Consider the following 23,227-nt stretch of genomic DNA (forward strand, 5'->3'; position numbering starts at 1 on the left):
TAACTGACAACTGCTAACTGCTAACTGACAACTGCTAACTGACAACTGATAACTGATACCTGATAACCTCCCCAAAAAAACTGTGGAAAACTTTTTTGTGGGAGATAGTGGTAAAAAGTGGTAAGTTTTTTACTTTTACACTTGAATTATAGAATAAAAATAGAGAATGTCCCATTTCTTAGGAGAATTTGATTGTAAACTTGACGCTAAAGGCCGGATGATGATACCATCCAGCCTGAAAAAACAGCTTCCAGAAGCTGAGCGTGAAGGTCTTGTGATCAATCGTGGCTTCGAGAAACATTTAGTGATCTACACTAAAAAAGAATGGGATTCTATCACCGAAGAGTTAAGCAAGCTCAATGCTTACGAAAAAAAGAGTCGCGATTTTATCCGATACTTTACTCGAGGTGCTACCGAGCTAAGCCTCGATTCTGCAAATCGTATTCTTTTTCCTAAAGCTTTAATGGAATATGCAGGCATCACCGGCGAAGTGGTTCTTTCTTGCGTACTCAATAAAATTGAAGTCTGGGCCAAAGATGCCTACGACAATCAATTAGATAGTGAACCTGAAAACTTTGCCAACCTTGCCGAAGAGGTGATGGGCAATACTGCAAGAAGGGGGGCAAATGACTGAATATCATAATCCCGTTATGCTTCAGGAATGTATCGAAGGTTTGAATATTAAACCAGATGGGGTTTACGTCGATGTAACCTTTGGCGGTGGTGGTCACTCTCGCGAAATATTAAAAAATTTAGGCCCCAAAGGTCGCCTGATTGCCTTCGACCAAGATGCAGACGCGCAAAAGAACTTGCCACAAGATGAGCGACTAACTTTTATCGATCAAAATTTTAGATATCTAAAAAATAATTGCCGACTTCAAGGTGCTACCGCTGTGGATGGTATCCTAGCTGATCTAGGCGTTTCTTCTCATCAATTTGATCAGGCTGAACGTGGCTTCTCTATTCGCTTTGATGCTGAATTGGATATGCGCATGGATCAAGCAGGACAACTCACTGCTAAAGAGGTAGTTAATACCTATAGTGAAGAACAGCTACACCGCATTTTCGGAATTTATGGTGAGATAAAAAATGCTAAAACTTTAGCCAATACTCTGGTTACTCAGCGTTTAAATAAGCCTATAAATACCGTTCAAGATTTAAAAACAGTCATCGCTAAATTAATCCCAAAAGGGAAAGAAAATAAATACTTAGCCCAAGTTTTTCAGGCACTTCGAATTGAAGTAAATCAAGAACTAGAGGCTTTGAAAGAGTTTTTAGAACAAACTATTGATATTCTAAAGCCTGAAGGTCGTTTGGTTATTATGTCCTACCACTCACTTGAAGATAGACTCGTAAAGAATTTTATTGCCAAAGGGAAATTCCATGGGGAGGTTGAAATCGATTTTTTTGGAAATCAAATCAAACCGCTGGAAAGTTTTACCCGCAAAGCAATTATTGCCTCTGATGAGGAAATAGCACAGAATAATCGCGCTAGAAGTGCGAAGTTGAGAATAGCAGTAAAGAAAAATTTATCTAAATCTTAATTTATGGCTAATCAGTTTAGAACAAATAAAGTAGAAGAAGAGATTGAACCAATAGCAAAGGTTGAGGCTCCAGCTAAGCTAGATGAAAAGGTAGAGATTCCTAAGAATTTCTTTACCCAATTATTTACTGAAGGGGTAATTTCTAAGCAAGCAGCTACCAGCTTCCTGCCATTCATCATCTTCATCGCTTTTTTAGGAATGATTTACATCGCCAATCGTCATTTCGCCGAAAATAATATTCGCGATATCGACAAGTTAAGCACCGAGGTAAAGGAACTAAGCTGGGATTTTAAATCATTGAAAGCTGATTTAATGCTCAAAAGCACCCAAACGGAAGTCGCAAAAGAGGTGGATACTCTTGGTTTAATGGAGCCAAATGAACCACCTCTGAAAATTGTGCTTACACAAGGGGAATTTGATTAATATAATATACATAAAAAATAAATAAAAAGCAAATTGAATATTAGAACCGACATATTAGTACGTGTGTATATAGCCTTCGGCTTTATCCTTGTATTGGCTATGGCCGTGCTTTATCAATTGTTTAATGTTCAAGTTGTGGAGGGTGCAAAATGGCGCACTTTGGCTAAAAAGTACTCTACAAAATTTGTTAATGTAGAAGCTGCACGCGGGAATATTTATTCAGTAGATGGTAGCTTACTCGCAACTTCTGTTCCTGAATACGAAGTTCGTATAGATCTCCTTGCTGGTGGTATCGAAGACGATAAGGTGTTTTTTGAAAAAGTAGATTCTCTTGCGGATGAAATGTCTTCTTTTTTTGGAGATAAATCTTCCAAGCAATATGCTCGTATCTTAAGGGAAGGTCGCGCCGACAAATCTCGATACACCCTGCTAAAAAGAAATGTTACTCATCAACAATTAAAAGCTGTTCGTGAATTTCCGATTTTTAATTTAGGTCGTTATAGGGGTGGTTTAATTGCTGTTCCTCAAAATAAGCGCATTCTGCCTTTTCAATCTCTTGCTAAGAGAACAATAGGTTATAAGAACGATAACGTTCAGCCTGTGGGCTTAGAAGGGGCTTATAGCTCATTTATTGATGGCGAAAGTGGTCGCAGATTAATGCAGCGTATTGCTGGCGGTGTATTTGTGCCTGTAAATCAAGATGATGAAATTGCTCCTAAAGAGGGTGCCGATATAATTTCTACTATCGATATCAATATGCAAGATGTGGCTCAAAGAGCCCTTAAAAAGCAATTGATCGCCAGCGATGCTGATCATGGTTGTGTAATCCTCATGGAAGTGGCAACAGGCGAAATTCGGGCAGTAGCTAATTTTAGTAAAACACCTTCTGGTAATTATGAGGAGCAGTATAACTATGCAATCGCCGCAAGTCAGGATCCTGGTTCAACATTTAAACTCGCTTCATACCTTTCCCTTCTCGAAGATAATAAAGTGGATACCAATTCCATGATCGCTACGGGTGATGGTACCTATCGTATTCCTGGTCATACCATTCGTGATTCGCATGGGAGTATCGGGACTGTCACAGTTAAAAAAGCTTTCGAAGAGTCTTCAAATGTGGCTATCGCCAAAATGATTAATGCAGCCTATCAAAATGATCAGGCTAAATTTTCTGAGAATCTATACAACTGGGGACTAAACAAAAAATTAATGCTGCAAATTCCTGGTGAAGGAACTCCAGTGATTAAAAATCCCAATAATAGAAGCTGGAACAATAAACAATCGCTTCCGCAAATGGCCTATGGCTATGAAATGAATATTACACCACTGCAAATGCTCGCTTTTTATAATGCAGTTGCCAATGATGGTAAATACATCGCACCCATATTTGTGCGTGAAATACGCCGACTAGGCAATACCGTTGAGCAATTCAAAGCTCGTGTTATCAACGAGAAAATTGTTTCTGATCAAACCATTAAAAAAGCTCAAGCGCTGCTTGAAGGGGTAGTAACAGAGGGAACAGGTAAAGGCCTTGCTTCGCCTCTATACCGTATCGCAGGAAAAACAGGTACTGCTCAAGTGGCAGATGCAAATAAGGGTTATAAGGCTGATAAAAAATATCAAGCTTCTTTCTGTGGCTATTTCCCAGCTGATAATCCTAAATACTCTCTAATCGTGGTGGTTAATAATCCGCGTAAAGGGACTTATTACGCTGCATCTGTTGCGGGGCCAGTCTTTCGTGAGATTGCCGATAGAGTTTATACAAGCGATGTGAACATGTATAATCCACTAAATGGACAAAAAATTGTGGCTAACGCAAAAATGCCTGAAGCTAAATTAGGCGAGAAAAAAGCAACTCAAAATGTGTTTAAAGCATTCGGAATTAAAGCTGCATTCGGTGGATCTGGCGAATATGTAAAAATTGACTCTAACTCCGGTCTCGCCAATAAAAATATTCAAGTTATCGAAGGTTCTGTTCCTGATGTAAATGGGATGGGTTTGAAAGATGCATTGTTTGTTTTGGGTAACTCGGGACTCAAAACTCAAGTGCGTGGTAGCGGCAGGGTAGTGAGGCAATCAATCACAGCTGGAACGCGTGTAAATAAAGGTGTACCAATTATTTTAGATCTACAATAATGAAGACTCTCAAGGATATATTGTACAGTGTGCCCCTTAGCAAGGTAATAGGCTCAACTAGTCAGCAGGTAGAGCACATCTGCTTCGACTCTAGAAAAGTTGTACCTGGGGCTTTATTTGTGGCAATTCGCGGGACTGAGTCAGACGGGCATGCTTTTATAGATAAAGCCATCGATCTGGGTGCTACTTCAATTATCTGTGAAGAATACCCTTCTACTATTCGTCAAGAAATCAATTATTTCTTAGTTGAAAACTCGGCACAAGCGCTCGGAATTATCGCCGCTAATTTTTACGATAACCCTTCTTCTAAACTTAAATTGGTTGGTGTTACTGGCACCAATGGTAAAACAACTATCGCTACGCTACTTTTTCAATTGTTTAGAGATCTTGGATTTAAAGTAGGATTGCTCTCAACCGTTCAAAATCAAATCAATGATTTGGTCATTCCTTCTACACATACAACTCCTAATCCGCTTGCAATCAACGAATTACTAAATGATATGCTGATCTCTGGTTGCGACTATTGTTTCATGGAGGTTAGCTCGCATGCAGTGGCTCAAGCTCGAATTGAAGGTCTCGATTTTGCTGGTGGTATTTTTACTAATCTTACGCATGATCACCTCGATTTTCATAAAACATTCGATTCTTATCTAAAGGCTAAAAAAGGCTTTTTCGACGGGCTAAGCAATAAGGCTTTCGCATTAACCAATGTGGATGATAAAAATGGAATGGTGATGCTCCAGAATACTAAGGCGCATAAAAAAACCTACGGACTTAAAAATATTGCTGATTTTAAAGCTAAAATCATTGAAAACCATTTTAGCGGACTCCTTCTTGACATCGATCAAGATGAGGTTTGGTTTAAAATGGTAGGTAGCTTCAATGCTTATAATTTATTGGCTGTTTATGCCACTGCACTCTTACTTGAGCAAGATAAATTGAGAGTCCTAACTTCCTTAAGTCGCTTAACCGGCGCTGAAGGTCGCTTTGATTATATGATTTCTCCTGCTGGAATAATCGGTATTGTTGACTATGCTCATACGCCAGATGCAGTACAAAATGTGTTAAGTACCATCCAAGATATCCGCAAAGGCACCGAACAGCTTATAACTGTAATTGGCTGTGGTGGCGATCGCGATAAAACAAAGCGCCCCCTAATGGCTCAAGTGGCTTGCGATTGGAGCGATAAAGTGATTCTAACTTCTGATAACCCTCGTTCTGAAGCTCCTGAGCAAATTATTAGGGAAATGGAAGTCGGCGTAATGCCTCACAATAAGAAAAAAGTACTCTCAATCACCGATAGGAAAGAAGCCATCCGCACGGCTTGCCATTTGGCAAAACCTGGCGATATCATCGTGGTAGCCGGAAAAGGTCATGAAAAATATCAGGAAATCGCTGGTGTTAAACTTCCTTTTGATGATAAAGAAATATTAACTGAATTTTTAAATCTAGTAAGCTAATGTTATACTACCTATTTGCCTGGCTTGATAAGCAATATGATATTCCTGGAGCAGGATTATTCCAGTTTATATCGTTCCGCACAAGCATGGCTGTAATTTTATCACTCCTGCTCACTACCGTGTATGGTGCGCGATTAATCAGGATTCTCCGTGCTAAACAAGTAGGAGAATCTGTTAGGAATTTAGGCCTTGAAGGACAAATGCAAAAGCAAGGGACTCCCACAATGGGCGGACTCATTATTCTGCTAGGTATTTTAGTCCCAACGCTTTTATTCGCCCGTATTGATAATATCTATATCATCCTGATGCTCATCACCACCGTTTGGATGGGTGCAATTGGCTTCCTCGATGACTATATCAAAGTATTTAAAAAAGATAAGGAAGGTCTTGCCGGACGATTTAAAATTATGGGTCAGGTGGGATTGGCTTTAATCATCGGCTGGACCATGTACTTTCACCCAGATATCGTGGTGAGAGAACGTATTGCTGCTCCTGCAGATATCCAGTCCTCAACTAATACTCAAGCTCCCGAAAAATATTATTATCGAGACGTAAAATCAACACTCACCAATGTGCCTTTTTACAAGGATAATGAATTTGATTACGCCAAAGTTTTAACGGTTTTTGGGGATGATTATGGAAAATATTCATTAGCAGTTTTTCTATTATTCGTCGTTGTTATTGTTACCGCCGTGTCTAATGGGGCCAATTTAACAGATGGTATCGACGGATTAGCAACAGGTACTTCAGCAATTATTGGTATTACCCTAGCTATTCTAGCCTATGTTTCGGGAAATACCATTTTCGCAGATTACCTCAATATCATGTACATCCCTTACTCAGGTGAGCTGGTAATATTTGCCGGTGCCTTTGTGGGTGCTTGTGTGGGATTCTTATGGTATAACTCTTATCCTGCTCAAGTATTTATGGGCGATACGGGTAGCCTTGCCATCGGTGGTATCATCGCCGCCTTTGCGATTATGATTAGAAAAGAACTTCTAATTCCAGTGCTATGTGGGGTGTTCTTAATCGAAAACCTATCCGTAATCATGCAGGTGTCTTACTTTAAATATACGAAAAAGAAATTTGGTGAAGGCCGTCGTATCTTTTTGATGTCGCCTCTTCACCATCATTACCAGAAAAAAGGGTATCACGAAGCTAAAATCGTAACCAGATTCTGGATTGTAGGTATCATCCTAGCCATTTTAACCATCGTCACCTTAAAGCTAAGATAATGGGAGAAAAGAAATATATCGTTATTCTTGGTGCCGGCGAAAGCGGGGTAGGTGCAGCATTACTTGCCCAAAAGCAAGGTTTTGATGTTTTTGTGTCTGATTTTGGTCCAATCACTGATCAGTATAAAAACGATTTAATTCAAGCTAATATCGCTTTTGAAGAGAATGGTCATACTGATGATCTTATTCTTTCAGCTAGTAAAGTGGTTAAAAGTCCGGGAATACCCGACAAAGCTCCCATAATCAAAAAACTAATCGAAAAGAATATTCCTATTCTCTCCGAAATTGAATTTGCCGGTGCTTATACCCAAGCAAAAATGATTTGTATTACCGGCTCTAATGGCAAATCAACTACCACCTTGCTTACTTACCATATTCTTAAAAATGCAGGCCTCAATATTGGCCTCGCCGGAAATATCGGTAAAAGCTTCGCACGTCAGGTAGCATTCGAAAACTTTGATTTCTATGTATTGGAAATTAGCAGCTTTATGCTCGATAATATGTATCAGTTTAAAGCTGATATAGCGGTTTTACTGAATATTACGCCCGACCATCTAGATCGTTACGATTATAAAATGGAAAACTACTCGGACTCAAAGTTCCGAATTATTCAAAACCAGGGACCAGAAGATGTGTTTATCTACTGTGCCGATGATGCGGAGACTCAAAAAGGTCTTTTAAAACATCAAGTCCATGCTCAAGCTTTTCCTTTTTCAATTGAAAAAGTGCTTGAAAATGGCGCATTCCTTCAAAACGATCAGATCACTATAAAACTTCACCAAACGCAAGACTTATTTACTATGTCATTAAAAGATTTAGCCCTTCAAGGCAAGCACAATATCTACAATTCTATGGCTTCTGGAATAGTGGCAAAAGTTCTTGAATTAAGAAATGAAAGCATCCGCGAAAGCATGGGTAGCTTCACCAATATTGAGCATAGACTGGAGCATGTGGCGCGCATCTCGGGTATTGATTTTATCAACGACTCCAAAGCGACAAACGTGAACTCTACTTGGTATGCTCTTGAAAGCATGCCTTCTGATGTTGTTCTTATTCTTGGTGGAGTAGATAAAGGCAACGATTATAATATGCTTAAAGATCTGGTGAAGTCGAAAGTGAAAGCCATCGTTTGCCTTGGTAAAGATAATAAGCGTATTCACGATGCCTTTGAAGATGATGTAGAAGTAATAATAAACACCTTCTCAGCCGAGGAAGCCGTGCAAATGGCCTACCACCTCGCCGCAAAAGGTGATACCGTACTTCTATCACCAGCTTGCGCAAGCTTCGACCTCTTCAAAAATTATGAAGACCGTGGCCAACAATTTAAAAACGCCGTTAAACAACTTTAATTAAAATTGTTAACCACCAACTGATAACTGCCAACCGATAACTGATAACCGCCTACTGATAACCGATAACTGACAACTGATAACTGATAACCGATAACCGCCAACTGATAACTGATAACCGATAACCGCCAACTGATAACCGATAACTGATAACTGCCAACCGATAACCGATAACTGACAACTGATAACCGCCTACTGATAACCGATAACTGATAACTGCCAACTGATAACTACCAACTGATAACTGACAACTGAACCATGGAAAGACTAATTAGCAAAACAAAAGGTGATCGCTGGATCTGGCTCATTGTGATCCTACTATCCGTATGGTCGCTTTTAGCTGTTTACAGTGCCACAGGTACGCTTGCCTATAAAAAAGGTGTGGGTAGTGAGCAGTTTCTAATTAAACACTTGGTCATGATTGTTGGTGGTATTGCTTTGATGTACTTTTCACACTTATTGGATTATCGCTACTATGCGGGAATAAGTAAGGTTTTGATGGTTATTACTATTCCTTTACTTCTTTACACCCTACTTTTCGGGGCCAATGTAAATGAGGCGAGTCGTTGGGTAACTATTCCAATTATTAATCAAACATTCCAAACTTCCGATCTTGCTAAACTTGCCCTAATAACCTTTTTGGCAAGAAGCTTAAGCAAGAAACAAGAAAATATAAAAGATGTAAAAAAGGCATTCATTCCAATTATGGGCGCCGTTTGTGGTGTCTTTGTCTTAATTGCTCTGGCAAACCTTTCTACTGCCGTGATGTTATTTGGTGTAAGTATTCTTCTTCTTATCATCGGTAGAATAAGTATTAAACAAATTGCTGTAGTATGCCTTGCCGGCTCTATATTACTTGCCGCTGTAATGTTCCTCGGTCCGCGACGCAATACTTATTGGTCGCGTATTCAAACATATTTGAACCCTGAAACTGCTACTTCTGATAAGTCATTCCAAGCTGATCAAGCTAAAATTGCAATCGCTACTGGCGGACTATTCGGTAAAGGACCCGGAAATAGCACGCAAAGAAATTATTTACCGCACCCTTATTCTGATTTTGTGTATGCACTCATTATTGAGGAATATGGAATGGTGGGGGGCGTCGGACTAGTCCTGCTTTACCTCGTCTTTCTGTATCGATGTGTGTTGATTGTGACGCAGAGTCCCAAGGCCTTTGGAGCACTCCTCGCAGCAGGTTTGAGCTTCAGCTTAAGTATTCAAGCATTTGGAAATATGGCAGTAGCAGTAGGCTTGGGACCTGTAACGGGTGTGCCGCTGCCTCTGGTAAGTATGGGTGGGACATCCATTTTGTTTACGAGTATCGCTTTCGGAATTATTCTAAGCGTGAGCCGAGATAATGATGAACGTAAAAAAGAAAAGGATGAAAAGGTTATTGTAGGTGAGATTCCAGCAATGGCTTAATTATAATATACGAAAATACAACGAGAAAAACAAGAAAAAATGGCAAAAAGAGTGATCATAAGCGGAGGCGGGACTGGCGGGCATATTTTCCCGGCAATTGCCATTGCTAATGCCCTGAAAAAAATCGATCCCCAAACGGAGATCCTTTTTGTCGGTGCTAATGGTCGCATGGAAATGGAAAAAGTCCCAGCAGCAGGCTATAAAATTATTGGTTTAGATATCAGCGGTTTTCAGCGTGCTTCGCTTCTTAAAAATGTATTCCTGCCATTCAAGGTCTTGAAAAGTGTGCTCAAAGCAAGGGCAATTATTAAAGATTTTAAGCCTGATGCAGCTGTAGGAGTGGGTGGCTATGCCTCCGGTCCGTTATTATACGCCGCTTCTCAAATGAATATTCCTTATCTTATTCAGGAGCAAAATTCTTATGCAGGCATAACAAATAAATGGCTCGCTAAAAATGCCAAATTAATATGCGTAGCCTTTGAGGGAATGGAAAAATTCTTCCCGAAAGCTAAAATTTTACTAACCGGAAATCCTATCCGTAAGGAATCAATTGCTATAGAGAATAAAGGCCCTGAAGCTGCCGAGCATTTTGGGATCTCAGTTGATAAAAAAACAATTTTAGTTATTGGCGGTAGCCTCGGTTCAGGTACGCTAAACAAAAGTGTGTTGGGCGCTCTAGATAAAATTATTGCTGCAGATGTGCAGGTGATTTGGCAGACTGGAAAATATTATTTCCAATCAATAAATGAACAATTGAAAGGAAAAGAACATGCCAATATTAAAGTGCTTGAATTTTTAAATCGTATGGATTTAGCCTATGCGGCCTCTGATTTAATTATTTCGAGGGCAGGAGCAGGCACAATCGCCGAATTATGTGTGATTAAAAAACCTGTGATTCTTGTCCCTTCACCAAATGTTGCCGAAGATCATCAAACAAAAAATGCCATGGCACTGGTTGAGAAAAATGCAGCTCTATTGGTTACAGATGCCTCAGCTGAACGCGAATTGATGGATATCGCACTGCTTTTAATCAATAACAAAGAAAAATGTAAAGAATTGGCAAATCAGATAGGTAAAATGGAACTGCCTCATTCTGACGAAATTATAGCAAAAGAAGTATTCAAATTAGCTAAATAGAAAAGACTATGGAACTGGAGAATATACAAAGGGTGTTTTTAATTGGTATTGGCGGAATAGGAATGAGCGGACTAGCACGTTATTTTAAAAAACGGGGCTGTGTGGTTTGTGGTTATGATAAAACAGGTACCCCGCTTACGGAGTCTTTAATGAATGAAGGTATTCCTGTTGTTTTTATGGATGATGAGGATAGTATCCAAGTAAGCTTCCTTGAGAATGATTCTAATACGCTGGTTATTTATACTCCTGCAATTCCTTCAGATTCTAAAATATTAAATTTCTTCAAAGAGGGTGGCTACACCATGAAGAAACGCTCGGAAGTACTCGGAATTATCAGTAAAGGAATGTTTACCATCGCTATTGCTGGTACTCATGGCAAAACTACAACATCCAGCATCGTAGCGCATGTGCTTAAAGATTCGGGATATGATTGCTCGGCTTTCCTTGGTGGGATAGCTACAAACTATAATTCAAATGTGCTATTCGGCGATAATAATACCATGGTGGTTGAAGCGGATGAGTATGATCGCTCATTCTTAACACTACACCCTGATATCGCCATCGTTACTTCTATGGATGCCGATCACCTCGATATTTATGGAGATAAATCGCATCTCGTTGATTCTTTTAAGCAGTTTACTTCTCAACTGAAAGAGGGTGGAAGGTTAATCTATAGGCAAGGTCTTGATCTTAGCAATGGTAAAACTTATTCTGCCAATGTGGTTGCTGATATTCAGGCAGTTAACGTGCAAATTAAAGAGGGTAGCTTCTTCTTCGATTTTAAAAATGCAAATGGAATAATCGAAAATATTCAATTAGGCTTACCAGGTTTACATAATATCGAAAATGCTGTTGCAGCTATTGAAGTGGCACTTCATTTGGGAATTTCAGCAGATAAAATTCGTAATGCTCTGGCAAATTTCCTAGGTGTAAAACGTCGCTTCGAATATGTGGTGAAATCACCTGAGCATATTTATATCGACGATTATGCACATCACCCTGAAGAATTAAGGGCTTGTATTCAGGCAGTGAAAAGCTTGTACCCTAATAAAAAGTTGACGGCAATTTTTCAACCGCATTTGTTTAGTCGGACTAGAGATTTTGCTGATGGATTTGCAGAAGTACTCGCTATGATCGACGATTTGATTATGCTTGATATTTATCCTGCTAGAGAACTTCCTATCGAAGGGGTTAATTCGGCAATGATTCTCGATAAGATTAATAATCCTAAAAAACAGATTCTAAGCAAGCAAGATGCCATCGAATATGTGCGTGCAAATAAGCCTGAATTGTTGCTCACTGTGGGTGCTGGAGATATCGATACTTTAATTCAACCTTTAAAAACAATATTCCAAAATGCTTAAAAATATTAACTGGAAAGGGATTTTAATGGCTTTTACATGGCTTGTGAGCCTCTCCGGACTTGTCGTCTTGATGAGTTTTATTGAGGTGAAAAAGGCAAGTCAGAAGTGTAAGGATTTAAAAGTTATCCTTCCGGGAAGAAATAATTTTATTGAGCGTAATGAGATCGATAGAATCCTCTTGGATGCTGGCGGCGCTCTCATTGGTAGAGACCTCAGAGATATAAATATTCACAAATTGGAGAACTCCTTAAAAAGCAATCCTTTTATTGAGTTTGCCAAGGTTTATGTGGATATGGATGGTGTTATTCATGCAGAAGTCAGACAAAGACAGCCTATTTTAAGATTAATAAATAGAGCCAATGTTCAATTCTATATCGATGAAAATGGCTTAAAAATGCCTCTTTCAGAGAATTTTACTGCGAATGTATTGGTGGCTAACGGACTAATTGACGAAGATTTTTCAGGTAAAGTGGATACTCTGAATACTAAACTGGCTAAAGATCTCTTCCGAATGGCTCAATTTATTAAAGCAGATACACTTTGGGATAGTCAAATAGAACAACTCTATGTAGATGTTAAAGGAGATATTGAGATGGTGCCAAGAGTAGGTAATCATAAAATTATTTTAGGCGATGCGGATTCATTGCAAAGCAAGTTTAAAAATCTACTCGCTTTTTATAAGAAAGCCATGCCTAAAGTGGGATGGGATACCTACAAAAGCATCAACCTGAAATTTGCTAATCAGGTTGTATGTTCTAAAAACAGCCTTAATACAAGTAAATTAGTGGTAGATAGCATTCCAAACACTGTTGATAGTACAATGGTTATAAATAAAGAATTAACAAAAAATTAAATATAAACCCTATGGATCAAATTAACTCAGCTTCAGCTAAAAATTCACCAATTGTTGTCGGTCTGGATATCGGTACAACAAAAATCTGTGTTACCGTTGGCCGTAGAAGCGAACATGGTAAAATTGAAATTTTGGGTATGGGTAAAGCCGAATCGGCAGGAGTAACTCGTGGCGTGGTCTCCAATATCCAAAAAACTGTTCAAGCAATCATGCAAGCAGTTGAAGAAGCCAGCGCACAATCAAATGTTGACGTTAAAATTGTTAATGTTGGTATCGCTGGGCAGCACATCAAAAGTTTGCAACACCGTGGTATATTGACTCGTAAAGAGCTTAATACCGAGATTCAGCGTAAGGATATCGATAAGCTAATCGAAGACATGTACAAATTATTGATGCCTCCAGGCGAAGAAATTATTCATGTTTTACCGCAGGAATTTACTGTAGATAACGAGCCTGGTATCAAAGATCCAATTGGTATGGCAGGCGTGCGACTTGAAGCTAATTTCCACATTATTTCGGGTCATGTAAGTGCTGTAAAAAACATTTTAAAATGTGTAAGCAATGCTGATCTTGAAACACAAGAGCTTATCCTTGAGCCTCTTGCATCTTCTGAATCGGTTTTAAGTGATGAAGAAAAAGAAGCGGGTGTTGTTTTAGTGGATATTGGTGGTGGTACTACTGATGTGGCTATCTTCCATGAAGGTATTATTCGTCATACCGCCGTAATTCCTTTTGGTGGAAATAGCGTTACCGAAGATATTCGTGAAGGTTGCTCAGTGATGCGCAATCAAGCCGAACTACTTAAAACTCGCTTTGGTTCTGCTCTGGCCGATGAAAATAAAGAGAATGAAATTATCTGCGTCCCAGGATTAAGAGGTAGAGATCCTAAAGAAATCTCAGTTAAAAACCTAGCTTATGTAATCCAAGCACGTATGGAAGAAATTATCGAACACGTGTACTATGAGATTAAATCTTCTGGTTATGAGAAGAAATTAATTGCCGGTGTGGTTATTACAGGTGGCGGTGCACAGTTAAAACATCTTCCTCAATTGGTTGAATTTGTTACTGGTTTAGATAGCCGAATTGGATATCCTAACGAACACCTCGCTAAAAATGATGTACTTCCTAAATCAATTTATGAAGAACTAAAAAGCCCAATGTATGCCACAGGTATTGGTCTGCTAATCAAAGGTATTCAAAAAGCCGAAATGATCGAAGAATCGCTTTCAACTGGAACAAGCTCAGTAGAGAAAATTGCATCGCCAATCAAAGAGAAAAAGGGACTTGGTATGCTAGATTGGATATTGCAATCAGGTGCAAAATTCATTAAGGATGATATCAAAGACGAGGATTATGTTCGTTAATTATCCACAATCGTTGAGTTTCCCACATTTTAACAAATGTGGATAACTAATGTGGATAAATAACTATAATTACGTATCAAAAATCTAGGGAATAAATAAATTCTAATCAACTGATAATTAAGTATATGCAGTTTGAAATGTTAAAGGAAAAGTCATCAATCATTAAGGTAATTGGTGTTGGTGGCGGCGGCGGAAATGCTGTAAATCATATGTACCGTCAGGGAATAACTGGTGTTGATTTCATTATTTGTAATACTGACGCACAAGCCCTTGAATTAAGTCCGATACCTAACAAGGTTCAACTCGGCGCTAGCTTGACCGAAGGGATGGGGGCAGGCTCTATTCCTGAAGTGGGAAAGAACTCAGCCATCGAAAATATTGACGACATCAAAAGGATGTTAGGTCCCAATACCAAAATGCTTTTTATTACCGCAGGAATGGGTGGTGGTACCGGAACTGGTGCTAGCCCTATAATCGCAAAAGCAGCTAAAGAAATGGGTATTCTAACCGTAGGTATTATTACCACTCCCTTTTCTTTTGAAGGTAAACGCAGAAAAACTCAAGCTGAAGAGGGTTTAGAAGAGTTTAAAAAACAAGTTGATTCATACTTAGTGATTTCCAATGATCGCCTACGTGAGATATTTGGAAATTTAACGCTTGGTTCTGCATTTGCTCAAGCAGATAATATTTTGACAACCGCAGCCAAGGGTATCGCAGAAATTATTACTATTCCAGGTTATATAAACGTCGATTTTAAAGATGTGCGTACCGTAATGCAAGAAAGCGGTGTTGCCATCATGGGTAGTTTTGCTGCCGAAGGTGAAAATCGTGCGCTAAGAGCTGTTGAAGGTGCCTTAGCATCTCCATTATTGAAAGATAATGAAATTGAAGGCGCTCGTTATATCCTTTTAAATATCAGCTCTGGTGATAAAGAAGTTACCATGGATGAGGTGACTGTTATTACCGATTTTATCCAACAAGAGGCTGGATTAGCTGCCGATTTAATCTGGGGTAATTGTAGTGATGCTGGCTTAGGAGAAAAAATTTCTGTCACCATTATCGCCACAGGTTTCCAAACCATGGAAGAACGTGAAGTTGAAAAAAGTCAGGTGCGTAAAGTATCTCTCCTAACTCCTGAACAAGCACCAATGGTGAAACCGGTTCAGACAAATAACTTTATTCAAGAGAAAAAAGAAGAGTTAAAAGAAGAAATTAATGAGCCTGTTCTTAAATCACCTCAGGATAGTCAGGTAGATCTTTTTGCAGGTTATTTCCATAGTACTCCTAAAGTAGAGGAGCTTAAAGTTGAAGATCCCAATACTATTCGCCATGAATTGGATGAGGAAATTGCAATGGAAGTTAGTCCGCTAGAGACAAGCTTCGAGTTTGAAATAAAAAACCAAGACTTCACTCCTCAAGAGCAGGAGCCAGAAGTAAAGGAAATTCAAATGCTAGATGAAGAAGTTACATTCGATTTCCAACTGCAAGAAGAAGAAGTGTCTATCGCTTGGGAAAACCCAGACGAAAATAAAACAGATGATTCTATCGAAGAGCAATTACGTAAATCGAAAGAAAGAATTCTTCGTCTTAAAGATCTCAGTATGAAACTTCGTACCAGCAATGGTTTACAAGAACTGGAAAATGAGCCTGCATACAAACGCAAGCAAATGTCGCTGCATGATGTACCGCATTCTTCCGAATCTGAAGTCTCACGTTTTACGCTAAGTAATGATGAAGGTATCACCGAAATCAGACCAAATAATTCCTTTTTACATGATAATGTAGACTAATAGGAATCAAATTTATATTAAAAGGCCTTTATTCTACGAATAAAGGCCTTTTTTGCATAAACTATTTAATTTATATATTCCAATTTAGCTTTTGATAATCAGCCAGCTAAATCTTAACTTTGCACCAAATATCCGTTAACTATAAAATTATACAAATTGGATTTATTTGATAAAATTTCGAAAAATATGGGACCTCTGGGCCAGCACCAGAAAATGGCTCATGGTTATTTTTCCTTTCCTAAACTAGAGGGTGAAATAGCTCCACATATGATGTTCAGAGGTAAAGAACACTTGGTTTGGAGTCTTAATAATTACCTCGGACTTGCAAATCATCCGGAAGTTCGTAAAGCTGATATCGAAGGTGCTCAAGAATATGGCCTTGCTTACCCAATGGGTGCTCGTATGATGTCAGGTAACTCTAATCACCATGAAGCCCTTGAAAGAGAGCTTGCTGAATTTGTTGGTAAACAAGATGCATTCTTGCTAAACTTTGGTTACCAGGGTATTATGTCGGCAATTGATGCAATAGTTGATAGACACGATGTAATCGTTTACGATGCTGAATCTCACGCTTGTATTATTGATGGTGTTCGTTTACACCAAGGTAAACGCTTTGTTTACTCTCATAATGACATGGTAAGCCTTGAAAAGCAATTGGAAAGAGCTACCAGATGGGTTGAAAATACAGGTGGCGCAATTCTTGTAATTACCGAAGGTGTTTTTGGTATGTCAGGTGCACAAGGTAAATTAAAAGAGGTTGTTGATCTTAAAAGTAAATTTAGCTTCCGTCTCCTAATTGATGATGCACATGGTTTCGGTACTATGGGCGCTACTGGCGCTGGTACGCATGAAGCACAAAATTGTATCGATGGTGTTGATATTTATTTCGGAACTTTTGCTAAATCAATGGCCGGAATCGGTGCCTTTATTGCCGCAACTGAAGAAATTACTAATTTCCTTCGCTATAATATGCGCTCCCAAATTTTTGCTAAATCTTTACCTATGCCAATGGTTGTTGGTCTGCGTAAAAGATTAGAATTATTGAAGAGCCAGCCAGAAATGAGAGAAAAACTTTGGTTTATCGCTAAAACTCTTCAGTCGGGACTAAAAGAAAGAGGTTTTGATATCGGTGTAACTGATACGATGGTAACTCCTGTTTTCCTTCAAGGTGAACTCCAAGAAGCTACAGCAATCACAATGGACCTAAGAGAAAATTACGGTATCTTCTGTTCTATAGTTGTTTACCCGGTTATCCCTAAAGGTTTAATCATGCTTCGCTTAATTCCTACGGCACTTCATACCATTGAAGACGTAAATCGCACCTTAGATGCGTATAGCGAACTCGCTGAAAAACTTAAAAAAGGTCACTACAAAGAAAAAGTAGCTTCAAATGCTTAAATAATTAGCAAGTAGTAATACTCATTTTTATAATTTTCAAGAATGCCCTCTACATGTCGTTGAGGGCATTTTATTTGACAATAATTACATAAATCATTGATTTACAGGTTTTTATTAATTTAAAAATTTTCTTCTTACATTTCTTTTTTTAATAAATGCTTGTTTAAACTCAATAAACGCATTTTTTTTATTTTTTTATTTTTGCTTTTTTATAAAAAATCCTTTTAAATTAGATAAAGTAACATTACTAACCTTAATACTAAAAGAGTAAAACCATGAAAAAATTCACCGAAGCAAAAAATTTATTTGCGTCTCTAGAAGCAGATGCTGACAAGTTCTACACTAAAGGTAACAGCGCAGCTGGAACTCGTGTAAGAAAAGGCATGCAAGATTTAAAAAACCTAGCTCAAGCTATCCGTCTTGAAGTTCAGGACATGAAGAATAAAGAAGCAGCGAAAGCAGCTAAGAAATAATAAATTCTTCTTAACAAAGAAGGCCCGTTCATTAGAGCGGGCCTTTTTTGTTTTAAAGCATTTTTAAGAGCTCTAGCTGAGCTCGAATCTGCTCTTCGGTATGATTGCTTACATTAACCAAAGGAAGGCGCATCGTGTCGCTACAAAGTCCTAATTGCTTCATAGCCGATTTTACACCTCCAGGATTTCCTTCTACAAAACATAATCCTGTAATCTCTGTCAAACTGTGATGCAAAGGCTGTGCCTCTATAAACTTCCCATCCAAACACATTCTTACCATCGTTGAAAATATCCCCGGAAGGGCATTGCCTATTACCGATATTACTCCGGCAGCGCCCATCGCAATCAAAGGCAAGGTAATAGGATCATCTCCCGATAAAAACAAGAAATCGGCTGGTTTATCCTTTATGATTTTATTGAACTGATCGAAATTTCCTGAAGCTTCCTTCATGGCAATAATATTCTTGAAATCATGCGCCAAACGAAGTGTTGTGTCAGCTGTCATGTTTACTCCCGTTCTGCCAGGAACATTATAAAGTATGATCGGCAATACGCTTTCCTCAGCTATCGCCTTATAATGTTGGTATATTCCTTCTTGTGTGGGTTTGTTATAATAGGGGCAGACTGATAAAATAGCGTCAAAGCCTTTGCTGTCAAATTTTTTAAGATCTTTTAATACTTCTGCTGTATTATTTCCCCCAACGCCCGCTACAAGTTTTACGCGACCATCAACATGTGATATCGTAGTCTCCCAAACCGATTTCTTCTCATCACTACTCAAGGTAGCCGACTCGCCAGTAGTTCCTAAAGATACAATGTACTCAACACCACCATTGATAATATGGTCAATCACATTTTTTAAAGCTGCATGATCAACAGTTCCATCTGTTTTAAATGGAGTGATGATGGCTACTCCCGTTCCATGAAACTTATTCATTATTTTTATCTATTTTTTGATTTTAATTGAGAATGCTTCAATATTAAGAGGATTTTTTAAATATTTCGGCATTTTCTTTAAATTATTGCAACATTTTGATCAAATCTTCATCAGAAATGATCGGAATTTGAAGTTTTAATGCTTTTTCAAGCTTCGCAGGTCCCATATTGTCGCCAGCAACTAAATAGTTCAGTTTTGGTGAGATACTACTCAATATTTTACCCCCATTAGCCTCAATCATGTCTTTTAACTCATCGCGACTATAATCTCCAAATACCCCCGAAATAATAAAGGTCTTGCCCTCAAAAGTATTGCTCTCTAAAACAATGCTTTTATGCAATGATTCAAACTGTAATCCATGACTCCTTAACGCTTCAATCTGCTCTACATGTTTAACTTCCTTAAAATATTCAATCAGACTCTCTGCAATGCGCTCACCAATCTCATCTACGCTTTTTAGTTCCTCAAAACTTGCACCCATCAATTGGTCAATGTTTTTAAAATGTGCCGCAAGCTTCTTCGCCACTGTTTCTCCCACATACCTTATGCCAAGTCCGAAAAGTACCTTCTCAAAAGGCATAGACTTCGATTTCTCGATGCCTTCAAGCATATTATTTATCGATTTCTCGCCAAATCGATCCATCTGCTTTAATAAATCTACCTTCTGATATAAAGTATATAAATCGCTAATATGCTTTACAAATCCTCTTCTGTAAAATGCATCAACGGTCTCATCACCCAATCCATCAATATTCATCGCCTTACGGCCAATAAAATGTTGCATTTTGCCGATAATTTGTGGGGGACAACCTTCATCATTGGGACAGTAATGAACGGCTTCTCCTTCTTTACGGATGAGAGATGTACCACATTCCGGACATACATCTGGATAATTAACTTTTATTGCATCTGCATTACGTTTTCCAGTATTTACAGCAATAATTTTTGGGATAATCTCGCCACCCTTCTCCACCAAAACAGTATCCCCCAAGTGTAAATCTAAACGCTTAATTTCATTGGCATTGTGTAAAGTGGCTCTCTTAACGGTAGTGCCAGCCAATAAAACGGGCTTTAAATTAGCTACAGGAGTCACAGCGCCAGTTCTACCAACTTGATAAGTCACTTTTTCAAGGATGGTTTCTACCTCCTGCGCCTTGTACTTGTAGGATATCGCCCATCGAGGAGATTTTGCTGTAAAGCCTAATTCTTGCTGCTGACTAAAACTATTGACCTTGATTACTATTCCATCAATGTCATAACTCAATCCAAAGCGATGCTCATCCCAATAGTTGATGAATTCTAATACATCATTGATGCTTTTGCATAATTTGGTATGCTCACATACGTGAAAACCCCATTTTTTTACCGCCTCTAAACTCTCCCAATGGGTGCCGAAATTGTTTTTATCGCTGTATAAAAAATATAAAAAACAATCTAGTGGTCGCTTGGCAACTACCGCCGAATCTTGCATTTTTAATGTCCCAGATGCAAAATTTCTAGGATTAGCAAAAGCTACTTCATTGTTTTCAATGCGCTCATTATTAAGCTTTTCAAATGCTGCACGATGCATAAATATCTCCCCCCGAATATCAAATATCTCTGGGAAGTTTCCTGCCTTAATGCTTTTCGGTATGCTGCGTATAGTCTTTACATTATTCGTTACATCATCACCCTGAGTGCCATCTCCTCGCGTAACTGCACGTATCATTTTTCCATTTTCATACGTAATGTTAATGGATAATCCGTCGAACTTTAACTCACATACATACTCGAAATCATGGCCAATCGATTTTCGAACACGCTCGTCAAATTCCTTTAAATCTTGTTCATTATAGGTGTTACCCAATGAAAGCATCGGCCATTTATGCCTTACCGTTTCAAATTCCTTGGTAATATATCCGCCAACTTTTACAGTCGGCGATTCTGGATCTAAATATTCAGGGTATTCTTTCTCTAATTTGGCTAGCTCTTCAAGCTTTTTATCAAATTCAAAATCTGAAATTTCTGGTTGCGCTAATACATAATATTTGTAATTATGCTCATTTAACTCTTTTACGAGACTTTCAATCCGTTCTTTTATTTCAAATAGTGACATGAAGCGAAGATAATTTTTTCAATTGATAATTTGAATTTGACAGCTAATTTGTTCTCCCTTTTATCCAAAAATTAATCTATTTGAGAATTATTTATATGCTAATTTATTTTATATTGATGGGTCTATCACCAGACTGATTTCATCATATATTTCTAAATAATTTTCCTTCAATAATTCATGGTATTCACTAAGTATTACCGAAAGATTTTGCATTTGTTCCTCATTCAATGGATCTTTCCAAATACGCATGCAAATACGATTTAATGCATACATAATATGATGGCTTTCGCGATAGCTATTGAGGTAATTCGATTGTATAAACTTCTCAAAGAAATTGAAAAAATGATCGGTATCGTCTAATTGGTTAATTTCTAAAAAACGTTTTATTAATGCTCTGTCGGATTGGCGTAGGTGCACATATAAATCCTCCGCATCCAAATGATTTTCTGTAAGCAAAGTGCTATCGAGCATCAGCTCTAAGGAAATATGGGCTAAAAATGAGGGCCTTACGACCGAGTTTTGCAGACTTGGTTTGATGAGATCTCGGATAGCATGGGTATGGGCATGAAAAAACTGTGAATTGTGAAAATGACGGTCGACCGCCAAATGTCGCTTCCAGCCCGTTAAAATGGAATGTTCAACCTGACTATCATATAATTCAATCTTTTTCTCTGGATGTAAATTCCAATCCTTTCTCGCATTTTTTACTAAATCCGGCAAAATTGTACCTAGCACCAAATGCGGGTCTTCACTGTTCCGGTCGAAGTAAAAGTGTGATAGGAAATTCATTTTCTTTGCTTTAGGATGTGAGTTTAACGCATCTTAAATGGATATGCTCAATGATATAAAAATACGAAAATTTTACGATGCATGGGTTTTATCAATTCTGCTATATTTGTAGCTCTAATGAGCCTTAATATAAAATGAACTTTGTAGAAGAATTACGCTGGCGAGGAATGCTGCACGATATCATGCCCGGAACGGAAGAGGAGCTGAATAAAAAAATGACCTCTGGGTATATAGGTTTTGATCCAACAGCAGATTCGCTGCATGTGGGACACCTAACGCAAATTATGACCCTCATACATTTTCAAAGAGCAGGGCATAAGCCTGTAGCTCTTGTTGGTGGGGCAACAGGTATGGTTGGCGACCCGTCTGGGAAGTCGGCAGAGCGTAACCTCCTCTCAGAAGATGTGCTAAATCATAATGTACATTGCCTCGAAAGTCAGTTGAAGAAATTCCTCGACTTTAATTGCGGTGCCAATAGTGCCGAAATGGTGAATAATTACGATTGGTTTAAAAACTTTACTTTCCTTGATTTTATTCGCGATGTAGGTAAACACCTAACTGTCAATTACATGATGGCTAAAGACTCCGTAAAAAAGCGTTTGGAAGGCGAAACGGGAATGTCGTTCACTGAGTTTAGCTACCAGCTTGTGCAAGGTTACGATTTCTACTATTTATGGAAAGAAAAGAATTGCCAAGTTCAAATGGGTGGTTCTGATCAGTGGGGGAATATTGTAACCGGGACAGAATTAATACGTAGGAAGGGCTCAGGAAGTGCTTTTGCAATTACTACTCAATTGATTAAAAAAGCAGATGGGACTAAATTCGGGAAGACGGAAAGTGGTGCGGTATGGCTCGACCCCGCAAAAACTTCTCCCTATAAATTTTATCAGTTTTGGCTAAATACTACCGACTCCGACGCTAAAAGCTGGATTCGTATTTTTACGCTTAAATCACAGTCAGAAATTGAAGCTCTTGAAAAAGAACATGATCTTGCTCCACATTTAAGAATCTTGCAAAAGGCTCTTGCTGAGGAGATTACTATCCGTACTCACTCGCAAGAAGCGCTACTAACTGCTCTCAAAACATCCGATTTCTTGTTTGGCAACGGTACCCTCGAATTCCTGAACTCACTCTCAAAAGAGGATGTTCTCGAAGTTTTTGAAGGTTTACCTCAATTTACTATTTCAAGAAATGAACTTGCAGGAGGTATCAATGCAACAGATCTTTTGGCCGAAAAAACAAGTGTTTTCCCTTCAAAAGGTGAAGCTCGTAAGATGATTAGTGGGGGAGGGGTATCTATCAATAAAGAGAAAATTGCTGATCCCGCGCTTATTCTTAATTCCGAAAACTTAATAAATGGAGAGTTTTTGGTCGCGCAAAAGGGTAAAAAGAACTATTTCTTGATTAGTGTGGAATAAACTAATTCTGTTCTTGCAATATTCATTTATAGGTTCCTAA

At 38.6% G+C, this 23,227-nt stretch carries 19 protein-coding genes; 16 read left to right on the plus strand and 3 right to left on the minus strand.

Features of this window, described 5'->3' with window-relative positions:
- Positions 1-166 precede the first annotated feature (166 nt).
- The 15 genes from mraZ to QZ136_RS00075 all read left to right on the plus strand — a co-directional run bounded on the left by mraZ (position 167) and on the right by QZ136_RS00075 (position 17,948).
- Positions 167-634 (plus strand): division/cell wall cluster transcriptional repressor MraZ, encoded by a 468-nt coding sequence (gene mraZ / locus QZ136_RS00005; RefSeq protein ID WP_291399261.1) that lies wholly within the window; start codon positions 167-169, stop codon positions 632-634.
- Positions 627-1,544 carry a 16S rRNA (cytosine(1402)-N(4))-methyltransferase RsmH gene (gene rsmH / locus QZ136_RS00010; RefSeq protein ID WP_291399262.1) on the plus strand — a complete coding sequence of 306 codons (918 nt, stop codon included), beginning with the start codon at positions 627-629 and terminating at the stop codon, positions 1,542-1,544. Before mraZ ends, rsmH begins: the two co-directional genes overlap by 8 nt.
- 3 nt (positions 1,545-1,547) lie before the next feature.
- The gene (locus QZ136_RS00015; RefSeq protein WP_291399263.1) at positions 1,548-1,967 is read left to right on the plus strand and encodes an FtsL-like putative cell division protein; all 420 of its coding nucleotides are present in this window, start codon (positions 1,548-1,550) and stop codon (positions 1,965-1,967) included.
- A gap of 33 nt (positions 1,968-2,000) precedes the next feature.
- Entirely contained in the window at positions 2,001-4,103 is a 2,103-nt protein-coding gene (locus QZ136_RS00020; protein WP_291399264.1) for a penicillin-binding protein, read from the plus strand.
- Positions 4,103-5,563: a UDP-N-acetylmuramoyl-L-alanyl-D-glutamate--2,6-diaminopimelate ligase gene (locus QZ136_RS00025; RefSeq protein ID WP_291399265.1), complete on the plus strand. Its 1,461-nt coding sequence runs from the start codon at positions 4,103-4,105 to the stop codon at positions 5,561-5,563. The genes QZ136_RS00020 and QZ136_RS00025 overlap by 1 nt, the downstream gene beginning before the upstream one ends.
- Positions 5,563-6,798, plus strand: coding sequence for a phospho-N-acetylmuramoyl-pentapeptide-transferase (gene mraY, locus QZ136_RS00030; protein WP_291399266.1), 1,236 nt, complete (start codon positions 5,563-5,565; stop codon positions 6,796-6,798). Before QZ136_RS00025 ends, mraY begins: the two co-directional genes overlap by 1 nt.
- Positions 6,798-8,147, plus strand: a complete 1,350-nt coding sequence (gene murD / locus QZ136_RS00035; protein WP_291399267.1) for a UDP-N-acetylmuramoyl-L-alanine--D-glutamate ligase — start codon at positions 6,798-6,800, stop codon at positions 8,145-8,147. The genes mraY and murD overlap by 1 nt, the downstream gene beginning before the upstream one ends.
- 258 nt (positions 8,148-8,405) lie before the next feature.
- Positions 8,406-9,569, plus strand: a complete 1,164-nt coding sequence (locus QZ136_RS00040) for an FtsW/RodA/SpoVE family cell cycle protein (RefSeq protein ID WP_291399268.1) — start codon at positions 8,406-8,408, stop codon at positions 9,567-9,569.
- Positions 9,570-9,608: 39 nt separating this feature from the next.
- Entirely contained in the window at positions 9,609-10,706 is a 1,098-nt protein-coding gene (murG, locus tag QZ136_RS00045; RefSeq protein ID WP_291399269.1) for an undecaprenyldiphospho-muramoylpentapeptide beta-N-acetylglucosaminyltransferase, read from the plus strand.
- Between the two features lie 8 nt (positions 10,707-10,714).
- Entirely contained in the window at positions 10,715-12,070 is a 1,356-nt protein-coding gene (gene murC, locus QZ136_RS00050) for a UDP-N-acetylmuramate--L-alanine ligase (protein WP_291399270.1), read from the plus strand.
- Positions 12,063-12,923: a cell division protein FtsQ gene (locus tag QZ136_RS00055; protein ID WP_291399271.1), complete on the plus strand. Its 861-nt coding sequence runs from the start codon at positions 12,063-12,065 to the stop codon at positions 12,921-12,923. The genes murC and QZ136_RS00055 overlap by 8 nt, the downstream gene beginning before the upstream one ends.
- Positions 12,924-12,934: 11 nt before the next feature.
- Positions 12,935-14,287: a cell division protein FtsA gene (ftsA, locus tag QZ136_RS00060; protein ID WP_291399272.1), complete on the plus strand. Its 1,353-nt coding sequence runs from the start codon at positions 12,935-12,937 to the stop codon at positions 14,285-14,287.
- Between the two features lie 125 nt (positions 14,288-14,412).
- Positions 14,413-16,077 (plus strand): cell division protein FtsZ, encoded by a 1,665-nt coding sequence (ftsZ, locus tag QZ136_RS00065; protein WP_291399273.1) that lies wholly within the window; start codon positions 14,413-14,415, stop codon positions 16,075-16,077.
- A gap of 156 nt (positions 16,078-16,233) precedes the next feature.
- Positions 16,234-17,475 carry a pyridoxal phosphate-dependent aminotransferase family protein gene (locus QZ136_RS00070; protein WP_291399274.1) on the plus strand — a complete coding sequence of 414 codons (1,242 nt, stop codon included), beginning with the start codon at positions 16,234-16,236 and terminating at the stop codon, positions 17,473-17,475.
- A gap of 275 nt (positions 17,476-17,750) precedes the next feature.
- Positions 17,751-17,948 (plus strand): histone H1, encoded by a 198-nt coding sequence (locus tag QZ136_RS00075; protein ID WP_291399275.1) that lies wholly within the window; start codon positions 17,751-17,753, stop codon positions 17,946-17,948.
- Positions 17,949-18,000: 52 nt separating this feature from the next.
- On the opposite strand, the gene dapA is transcribed toward QZ136_RS00075, so the two are convergent.
- From dapA to QZ136_RS00090, 3 genes are all read right to left on the minus strand, one after another.
- Positions 18,001-18,885 (minus strand): 4-hydroxy-tetrahydrodipicolinate synthase, encoded by an 885-nt coding sequence (gene dapA, locus QZ136_RS00080; RefSeq protein WP_291399276.1) that lies wholly within the window; start codon positions 18,883-18,885, stop codon positions 18,001-18,003.
- Positions 18,886-18,967: 82 nt separating this feature from the next.
- Complete coding sequence (gene ligA / locus QZ136_RS00085) at positions 18,968-20,980, minus strand: NAD-dependent DNA ligase LigA (protein WP_291399277.1); 2,013 nt, start codon at positions 20,978-20,980, stop codon at positions 18,968-18,970.
- 108 nt (positions 20,981-21,088) lie between these two features.
- Positions 21,089-21,769, minus strand: a complete 681-nt coding sequence (locus QZ136_RS00090) for a hypothetical protein (protein WP_291399278.1) — start codon at positions 21,767-21,769, stop codon at positions 21,089-21,091.
- A gap of 134 nt (positions 21,770-21,903) precedes the next feature.
- Between QZ136_RS00090 and tyrS the strand changes: the two genes are divergently transcribed.
- A complete protein-coding gene (gene tyrS / locus QZ136_RS00095; RefSeq protein WP_291399279.1) occupies positions 21,904-23,187 on the plus strand; it encodes a tyrosine--tRNA ligase in 1,284 nt (427 codons plus the stop codon).
- Positions 23,188-23,227: the final 40 nt, after the last annotated feature.

This window comes from Daejeonella sp., assembly GCF_017495225.1.
Taxonomy (GTDB): domain Bacteria; phylum Bacteroidota; class Bacteroidia; order Sphingobacteriales; family Sphingobacteriaceae; genus Daejeonella.

Excerpts from the sequence above, each read along its gene's own strand:
- mraZ (WP_291399261.1), top strand. The coding sequence starts at position 167 with ATGTCCCATTTCTTAGGAGAATTTGATTGTAAACTTGACGCTAAAGGC.
- rsmH (WP_291399262.1), top strand. The coding sequence starts at position 627 with ATGACTGAATATCATAATCCCGTTATGCTTCAGGAATGTATCGAAGGT.
- QZ136_RS00015 (WP_291399263.1), top strand. The coding sequence starts at position 1,548 with ATGGCTAATCAGTTTAGAACAAATAAAGTAGAAGAAGAGATTGAACCA.
- QZ136_RS00025 (WP_291399265.1), top strand. The coding sequence starts at position 4,103 with ATGAAGACTCTCAAGGATATATTGTACAGTGTGCCCCTTAGCAAGGTA.
- mraY (WP_291399266.1), top strand. The coding sequence starts at position 5,563 with ATGTTATACTACCTATTTGCCTGGCTTGATAAGCAATATGATATTCCT.
- murD (WP_291399267.1), top strand. The coding sequence starts at position 6,798 with ATGGGAGAAAAGAAATATATCGTTATTCTTGGTGCCGGCGAAAGCGGG.
- QZ136_RS00040 (WP_291399268.1), top strand. The coding sequence starts at position 8,406 with ATGGAAAGACTAATTAGCAAAACAAAAGGTGATCGCTGGATCTGGCTC.
- murG (WP_291399269.1), top strand. The coding sequence starts at position 9,609 with ATGGCAAAAAGAGTGATCATAAGCGGAGGCGGGACTGGCGGGCATATT.
- murC (WP_291399270.1), top strand. The coding sequence starts at position 10,715 with ATGGAACTGGAGAATATACAAAGGGTGTTTTTAATTGGTATTGGCGGA.
- QZ136_RS00055 (WP_291399271.1), top strand. The coding sequence starts at position 12,063 with ATGCTTAAAAATATTAACTGGAAAGGGATTTTAATGGCTTTTACATGG.
- ftsA (WP_291399272.1), top strand. The coding sequence starts at position 12,935 with ATGGATCAAATTAACTCAGCTTCAGCTAAAAATTCACCAATTGTTGTC.
- ftsZ (WP_291399273.1), top strand. The coding sequence starts at position 14,413 with ATGCAGTTTGAAATGTTAAAGGAAAAGTCATCAATCATTAAGGTAATT.
- QZ136_RS00075 (WP_291399275.1), top strand. The coding sequence starts at position 17,751 with ATGAAAAAATTCACCGAAGCAAAAAATTTATTTGCGTCTCTAGAAGCA.
- dapA (WP_291399276.1), bottom strand. The coding sequence starts at position 18,885 with ATGAATAAGTTTCATGGAACGGGAGTAGCCATCATCACTCCATTTAAA.
- ligA (WP_291399277.1), bottom strand. The coding sequence starts at position 20,980 with ATGTCACTATTTGAAATAAAAGAACGGATTGAAAGTCTCGTAAAAGAG.
- QZ136_RS00090 (WP_291399278.1), bottom strand. The coding sequence starts at position 21,769 with ATGAATTTCCTATCACACTTTTACTTCGACCGGAACAGTGAAGACCCG.
- tyrS (WP_291399279.1), top strand. The coding sequence starts at position 21,904 with ATGAACTTTGTAGAAGAATTACGCTGGCGAGGAATGCTGCACGATATC.